The organism is Mesorhizobium sp. Root157 (genome assembly GCF_001427385.1).
Taxonomy (GTDB): Bacteria; Pseudomonadota; Alphaproteobacteria; order Rhizobiales; family Rhizobiaceae; genus Mesorhizobium.
The window spans coordinates 75,120-81,652 of the sequence record NZ_LMGJ01000038.1 but is presented as its reverse complement, the minus strand read 5'-3'; the positions used below and the strand labels follow the sequence as shown (position 1 = coordinate 81,652).

Annotated in this window: 6 protein-coding genes and 1 riboswitch; of the genes, 3 read left to right on the top strand and 3 right to left on the bottom strand. The window is 62.1% G+C overall.

What is annotated here, in order from left to right; translation table 11 throughout:
- Positions 1-230: 230 nt before the first annotated feature.
- Positions 231-1,274, bottom strand: a complete 1,044-nt coding sequence (locus ASD64_RS19535) for an LLM class flavin-dependent oxidoreductase (protein ID WP_056108745.1) — start codon at positions 1,272-1,274, stop codon at positions 231-233.
- 267 nt (positions 1,275-1,541) lie between these two features.
- Here ASD64_RS19535 and yidD point away from each other — a divergent pair, with 267 nt between their 5' ends.
- A complete protein-coding gene (yidD, locus tag ASD64_RS19530; protein ID WP_056108742.1) occupies positions 1,542-1,916 on the top strand; it encodes a membrane protein insertion efficiency factor YidD in 375 nt (124 codons plus the stop codon).
- Between the two features lie 113 nt (positions 1,917-2,029).
- The gene (thrS, locus tag ASD64_RS19525) at positions 2,030-4,003 is read left to right on the top strand and encodes a threonine--tRNA ligase (protein WP_056108739.1); all 1,974 of its coding nucleotides are present in this window, start codon (positions 2,030-2,032) and stop codon (positions 4,001-4,003) included.
- A gap of 54 nt (positions 4,004-4,057) precedes the next feature.
- Here thrS and ASD64_RS19520 read toward each other — a convergent pair whose 3' ends face one another.
- Complete coding sequence (locus ASD64_RS19520) at positions 4,058-4,492, bottom strand: 6,7-dimethyl-8-ribityllumazine synthase (RefSeq protein WP_056108737.1); 435 nt, start codon at positions 4,490-4,492, stop codon at positions 4,058-4,060.
- An 82-nt stretch (positions 4,493-4,574) separates the two neighbouring features.
- A riboswitch (FMN riboswitch) is annotated at positions 4,575-4,721 on the bottom strand.
- A gap of 78 nt (positions 4,722-4,799) precedes the next feature.
- Entirely contained in the window at positions 4,800-5,819 is a 1,020-nt protein-coding gene (locus ASD64_RS19515; protein ID WP_413813620.1) for a hypothetical protein, read from the bottom strand.
- Between the two features lie 128 nt (positions 5,820-5,947).
- Here ASD64_RS19515 and ASD64_RS19510 point away from each other — a divergent pair, with 128 nt between their 5' ends.
- Positions 5,948-6,532, top strand: coding sequence for a nitroreductase (locus ASD64_RS19510; protein WP_056108734.1), 585 nt, complete (start codon positions 5,948-5,950; stop codon positions 6,530-6,532).
- Position 6,533 lies beyond the last annotated feature (1 nt).

Sequence of the window (6,533 nt, the reverse complement as noted above, 5' to 3'; positions counted from 1 at the left end):
GTCTGGCCATCCGGGGTCCCCGCCAGCGACGAGCGCAGCGAGCGAGCTTAAAGGCGGGGCAGAAGATTCCCAGGGCCGAAAAGGCAGCGTGGCGATGAATAAGCGCAACCATCTCTTCGTCATCCTCGGGTCGCGCCTTTCGCTGCGCTCAGGCTTGCCCGAGGATGACGAAGGAGAGGAAGCGGGCGTGGCAACGAATAGATATGCCCCGCCCCGTCTGACCCGGCTTGTCAGCCCTTGTCGCTGGCAAGCAAATCCCGCACCATCGGCATGACCTTGCTGCCGAACAACTCGATCGAGCGCATCATCTTGGCGTGTTCCATCGGCCCCGACGAGTATTTCATGTCGAAGCGCGCCACGCCGAGCGCCCTTGCGGTGTTGGCGATCTTCTTGGCCACCGTTTCGGGCGACCCGACATAGAGCGAGCCGAGGTCGGCTTCCGAATTGAAATTGGCGATGGACGTCGGACCCCAGCCGCGTTCGCCGCCGATGCGGTCATGCATCTGCTTGTAGCTCGGCCAAAGCTCCTCGCGCGCCTGCTCGTCGGTCTTGGCGATGTGCCCCGGCGAATGCACGCCGATCGGCAGGCTTGGCCCGCCAAGCTGGCTCAGCGCATCGTGATAGAGATCTACATAGGGCCGGAACCGCTTGGGATCGCCGCCGATGATGGCCAGCATCATGGGCAGGTGATAGCGCGCCGCGCGCACCACAGATTCCGGGCTACCGCCGACACCGATCCAGGTCTTCAGCGTGCCGGTCTCGATGGGCGGATAGATGCGCTGGTCCTTGAGCGGCGGCCGCGTCGAACCTTGCCAGGTCACCGGCTCCTGCTTCAGCAAAGCCGCGAACAGGTCGAGTTTTTCGGTGAACAGCGTCTCGTAGTCGTTGAGCTTGAAGCCGAACAGCGGGAAGGATTCGGTGAACGAGCCGCGGCCAAGGATGACCTCCGCGCGGCCGTTGGAAATGGCATTGACGGTCGAAAAGCGCTGGAAGACGCGGATCGGATCGTCCGAACTCAGCACGGTGACGGCGGAACCGAGGTGGATGCGCTGCGTGCGCGCGGCAATTGCCGCCAGCACCACTTCCGGGGCGGAAACGGCAAAATCGTCGCGGTGATGCTCGCCGACGCCGATGAAGTCGATGTTCAGTTCGTCGGCAAGCACCGCCTGATCGACGAGGTTGCGGATGACCTGCGCCTGCGCCAACAGCTTTCCGTCCGCGCCGAAAGTGACGTCGCCGAATGTATCAAGTCCGAGTTCGATGGTCCCTGACATGGTCTCTCTCCTGGCCGGGCAGTGCCGGCATGATTGCGGCGCACACTCTCTTGGTCGCCGGCGCCTTGAACAACGCCGACGCAAATCGATGAGAGGTTGCGGCTGACTTGGCTGGATACATAGAGGCGAGCTTGGTGCTATTCAAACAGGCCGCATTGGCAACGGACCGTTCACAGCCGGTTGACGCACCTTTGATGCCAGCGTTCGGAGATTGAATTCGATGGCACAAAGCTGCATCTACAAGGCCTGAAACGCGGATAGCAGTTTTTGACGGACAGCCATTCCCACCCGCCAGCCTCGCGCTCTGCTGCGGCGGGGCGCAATTGGGCCGGCCCGTGGCGCAAGACGCCGGGCCGCGTGCTCGGCACGTCGGTTATACGGCTTTACCAACTCACCCTTTCCGGTTTCGTCGGCAACACCTGCCGACATCTGCCGACCTGTTCGGAATATGCCCACGAGGCCATCGCCCGCCACGGCCTGTGGGCCGGCGGCTGGATGGGGCTGTTTCGGGTGCTGCGCTGCGGGCCGGGCGGCACCCGTGGCATCGACCGTGTGCCGGAAGCGTTGGAACCGCGTTATCGTTGGTTCACGCCATGGCGCTACTTGGCCATCGGAAAAAAGCGCGGCGGCCCGGAAATCTGAGCGCGTGACGGCTTTACGCTTCACAATTGGCTGACTAGAACACCGCTCGTCGCCGGAGTATCCGGCATATCGCCACCCGCGCTCGTTTGCGGGACTGGATCAGGAGAAAATCGATGTCCGACGTTTCCCTCACATTCCCCGATGGCTCTGTCCGCACCTACGACGCCGCGACGACCGGCGCGCAGCTTGCCGAATCCATTTCCAGGTCGCTCGCCAAGAAGGCTGTCGCCTACGTGGTCGACGGTACCGTGCGCGATCTGTCCGACCCGCTTGGCAAGTCGGGCAAGGTCGAGATCGTCACCCGCGATGATCCGCGCGCGCTGGAACTCATCCGCCACGACGCGGCCCACGTGCTGGCCGAGGCGGTGCAGGAACTGTGGCCAGGAGCGCAGGTCACCATCGGTCCGGTGATCGAGAACGGCTTTTATTACGACTTCGCCCGCAACGAGCCGTTCACGCCCGAAGACTTTCCGGTGATTGAAAAGAAGATGCGCGAGATCATCCAGCGCAACAAACCGTTCACCAAAGAGGTGTGGTCGCGCGAACGGGCGAAAAAGGTGTTTGCCGACAAGGGCGAAGCCTACAAGGTCGAATTGGTCGATGCGATCCCGGAGGATCAGGACCTCAAGATTTATGCGCAGGGCGACTGGTTCGATCTGTGCCGTGGTCCGCACATGGCCTCGACCGGCCAGATCGGCAACGCCTTCAAGCTGATGAAGGTAGCCGGGGCCTACTGGCGCGGCGACAGCAACAATCCGATGCTGACGCGCATCTATGGCACCGCCTGGGTCGATCAGGCGCAACTCGACCAGTATTTGCACATGCTGGAAGAGGCGGAAAAGCGCGACCATCGCCGCCTCGGCCGCGAGATGGACCTGTTCCATTTCCAGGAGGAAGGGCCGGGCGTCGTCTTCTGGCACGCCAAGGGCTGGAAGATGTTCCAGAACCTGATTTCCTATATGCGCCGCCGCCTCGGCGACGATTATCAGGAGGTCAACGCCCCGCAGATACTGGACAAGTCTCTGTGGGAGACATCCGGTCACTGGGGCTGGTATCAGGAGAACATGTTCGCGGTGAAGTCGGCGCATGCCCTCACTCATCCCGACGATCCCGAGGCGGACCAGCGCATCTTCGCCTTGAAGCCGATGAACTGCCCCGGCCACGTTCAGATATTCAAGCACGGCTTGAAGTCCTACCGCGATCTGCCTATCCGGCTTGCGGAATTCGGCAATGTGCATCGCTACGAGCCGTCCGGCGCGCTGCACGGGCTGATGCGGGTACGCGCCTTCACGCAGGACGATGCGCACATCTTCTGCACCGAGGATCAACTCGAGGCGGAGATTCTCAAGATCAACGACCTGATGATGTCGGTCTACAAGGATTTCGGCTTCGAGGAAGTGGTGGTGAAACTGGCAACTCGCCCGGAAAAGCGCGTTGGCACCGATGTGATGTGGGACCACGCCGAGGATATCCTCAAGCGTGCGCTAAACCGCATGGCGCGCGAGGACAACCGCATCAAGACCGGCATCAACGAGGGCGAGGGCACTTTCTACGGACCCAAGTTCGAATACACGCTGAAGGACGCCATCGGGCGCGAATGGCAGTGCGGCACGACGCAGGTCGATTTCAACCTGCCGGAACGCTTCGGCGCCTTCTACATCGGCTCGGATTCGGAAAAGAAGCAGCCGGTGATGATCCATCGCGCCATCTGCGGCTCGCTGGAGCGCTTCCTTGGCATTCTGATCGAAAGCCATGCCGGCCAGATGCCGCTGTGGTTCGCGCCGGTGCAGGTGGTGGTCGCGACCATTACTTCGGACGCCGACGAATACGCCGAAAAAGTCGTGAATCGGTTGAAAGCGGCGGGGCTGATGGCGCAGGCCGATCTGCGCAACGAGAAGATCAACTACAAGGTGCGCGAGCACAGTCTGGCCAAGGTGCCGGTGATCCTCGTCTGCGGCAAGCGCGAGGCCGAGGAAGAGACGGTGAACATGCGCCGGCTCGGTTCTCGGGATCAGGTTTCGCTGTCGCTTCAGGAGGCCGTTGCGACCCTGAGCGAAGAGGCGGTGCCCCCCGACCTCAAACGCTAGAACACCCGAAACGGCGGTGGATCGCTCCACCGCTGTTTCACTATCCGTGCAAGGTCAAGCAGCCAGCCGTGTCCGCGTCTCGGCAATCATGAGAGCCGCCTGTGCGGCTTCGCGTCCTTTTTGGACGAAATGCTCGCGAAAGATGCGGTTGTGGTGCTCTGTTTCCTGGTAGTGGTGCGGGGTGAGCGACACCGAAAGCACCGGCACGCCGGTATCGAGGCTGACGCGCATCAACCCTTCGACGACAGCCTTGGCCACGAATTCGTGCCGGTAAATCCCGCCATCGACGACGAAGGCGGCGGCAGCGACCGCGTCATACCGGCCCGACAGGGCAAGGTCGCGCGCGACAAGGGGAAGTTCGAAGGCACCGGGCACTTCGAACACGTCGACGGCGGAGCGCGGGATCAATTGCGTGAACCCTTCCAGCGCGCGGTCGACGATATCCTTGTGCCAATTGGCTTTGACGAATGCGTAGCGGGCGTGTGTCATGGCGATCTCCTTTCAGCAACAGACACGTCACCCAAGGCGATCACATGCCAGCTTTCCGCCCGCATCATGCGCGGCAGCGCTTGCATGTCCTCTTTCATCCGGACTGTAACCGTCGGCCCAGGCATCGCACCTGGTCTGCTGACCCTTCCGGTTGGAAGGCGCTCGCGGGCTCGCGGGACCAAGCCCGCATACCGCCGGTGGGGAGTTTCGCCCCGCCCTGAGAACAGGGCCTAATTGTCATGCCCGTGCCCCGGAAGCAAGTGACGCCGGGAGCAGGCAATTGGACCAGCCGATGCACGAAAGGAGGCTAGTCTGCGCCTTCCGGATCGAGGGCCGAGGCTTCTGAGGCGACGACCTCGATTTCATGGTTCCGGCCGGATTCGACCTTGAAGTCCATCTGGTAGATGCGATCGCGGTTCTTGGCGATGGCCGTGTAGTCGCCTTCCGCCAGAACCATGGGGGCAAAGGCGCCAACGCTTTCCTTGATAGATTCACCAGCCTCGTTCAGCACTGACCAAGATGTATCGGCGATGGCCTCGCCGCCGGCTTCGCGCACCAGTTTCAGCGTGACTTCAGCAGCGTGGTGCTCGACGGTCGCTTCCGTCAGCTTGCCGGCTTCGACCCGGATGTCGGATCGGATGATTGCATTCACCACCCCGTAGGTTGAAACGACATGATAGGTGCCGGCATTGAGCCGAACCACCGTTTTCGGCTGTACGTCGGGAATGATCAGCGCGCGCTCGCCATTCGCTTCGGCGTGTCCTTCATAGATGGAAAAGCGCAGCTTCTTGGGAGGGATGCGGCCGCCGCCGGAAAAAACCGCGTCGAGTTCCAGTCCGCCGGCATCAAGCACCAGGCTTTCGCGGTGCGGCTCCTTGCCAACAGTGATGCGCTTGGTGGCGCCGGCTCGGCCGTAGGAGGCATGAACGAGATAACTTCCCGGCTCCAACTCAAACGCCGAAGTGCCGCCATGCGCGGATGCGACCAGCGGCAGCTTTCCGTCTGAGCCAGGTTCGGGCTTGAACACGCGCCACACCATGCCGCGTGTGATTTCCCCACCCTTGTCGGTGAGTTGGGCGCTGAGCGTGATTTGGCCGCCCGTTCCCAGCGCAAGAGGGGTGTCGCTGGTGGGCGGGGCATAGCTGGAAACATCGGGCAGTTTGAGGTCTTCGAGCGCGTCGGGCGGCGTGCCATCCATGTCGAACGACTGCGCGCTGGCCAGCGTCGCCGAGGTCGCAAGCACGGCGGCTAGGAAGACGGTCGGGGATAGATGGCGAACCGCTGCAAACATGCCTTGCGTTGAAGCCCAAGGCGGTGGCAATTTCAAGGCCTAACAGCATCCTCCCCTCCCGGCGGATGCGTCCATAGCGGCAATGCCGCTCCTAGCCCGAGCCACCTCGCTTCCGAGAGTAGGTTCCAGCCGATACTCGTGGATATTCCAAGGACAATGTGCCCATGACGATGCCGATCTTAGACTTCCTGCTTGCCAGAAGCTCCGTGCAGATTTCCGATCTGCGCGAGCCGGCGCCGAGCGATGCCGAAATCGCAAAAATCATGGCCGTAGCCGCAAGGGTGCCTGACCATGGGCGGTTGGCGCCGTGGCGGTTCATCCTCTATCGCGGCAAGGCGCGTGAGGAGATCGGTAAGAAGTTGGCCGAGCTTGCAGAACAGCGCGATGGGCAACTGCCTGAGGGGCGTCGCAATCAGGAACTGGCAAGGTTTTCGCGCGCACCGTTGGTGATCGGCGTGGTGTCCAGTCCGAAGGATCACCCGAAAATCCCGCAATGGGAGATGTTCCTGTCGGGTGGCATGGCGGCAATGAACCTTATGCTCGCGGCCAACGCCTTGGGCTACGGCACCAACATGATCACCAACTGGTATTCCGACGTGCCGGAGGGCAGGGCGCTTCTCGGCTTGGCACCTCAGGAGCGAGTGATCGGCTTCGTCCATATAGGCTCATACGAAGGTACGGTGTCGGATCGCCCACGGCCAGACCCGGCCATGCTTTATGCCGACTATTCGGGGCCGTGGAAGGAATAGC

Excerpts from the sequence above, each read along its gene's own strand:
- ASD64_RS19535 (WP_056108745.1), bottom strand. The coding sequence starts at position 1,274 with ATGTCAGGGACCATCGAACTCGGACTTGATACATTCGGCGACGTCACT.
- thrS (WP_056108739.1), top strand. The coding sequence starts at position 2,030 with ATGTCCGACGTTTCCCTCACATTCCCCGATGGCTCTGTCCGCACCTAC.
- ASD64_RS19520 (WP_056108737.1), bottom strand. The coding sequence starts at position 4,492 with ATGACACACGCCCGCTACGCATTCGTCAAAGCCAATTGGCACAAGGAT.
- ASD64_RS19510 (WP_056108734.1), top strand. The coding sequence starts at position 5,948 with ATGACGATGCCGATCTTAGACTTCCTGCTTGCCAGAAGCTCCGTGCAG.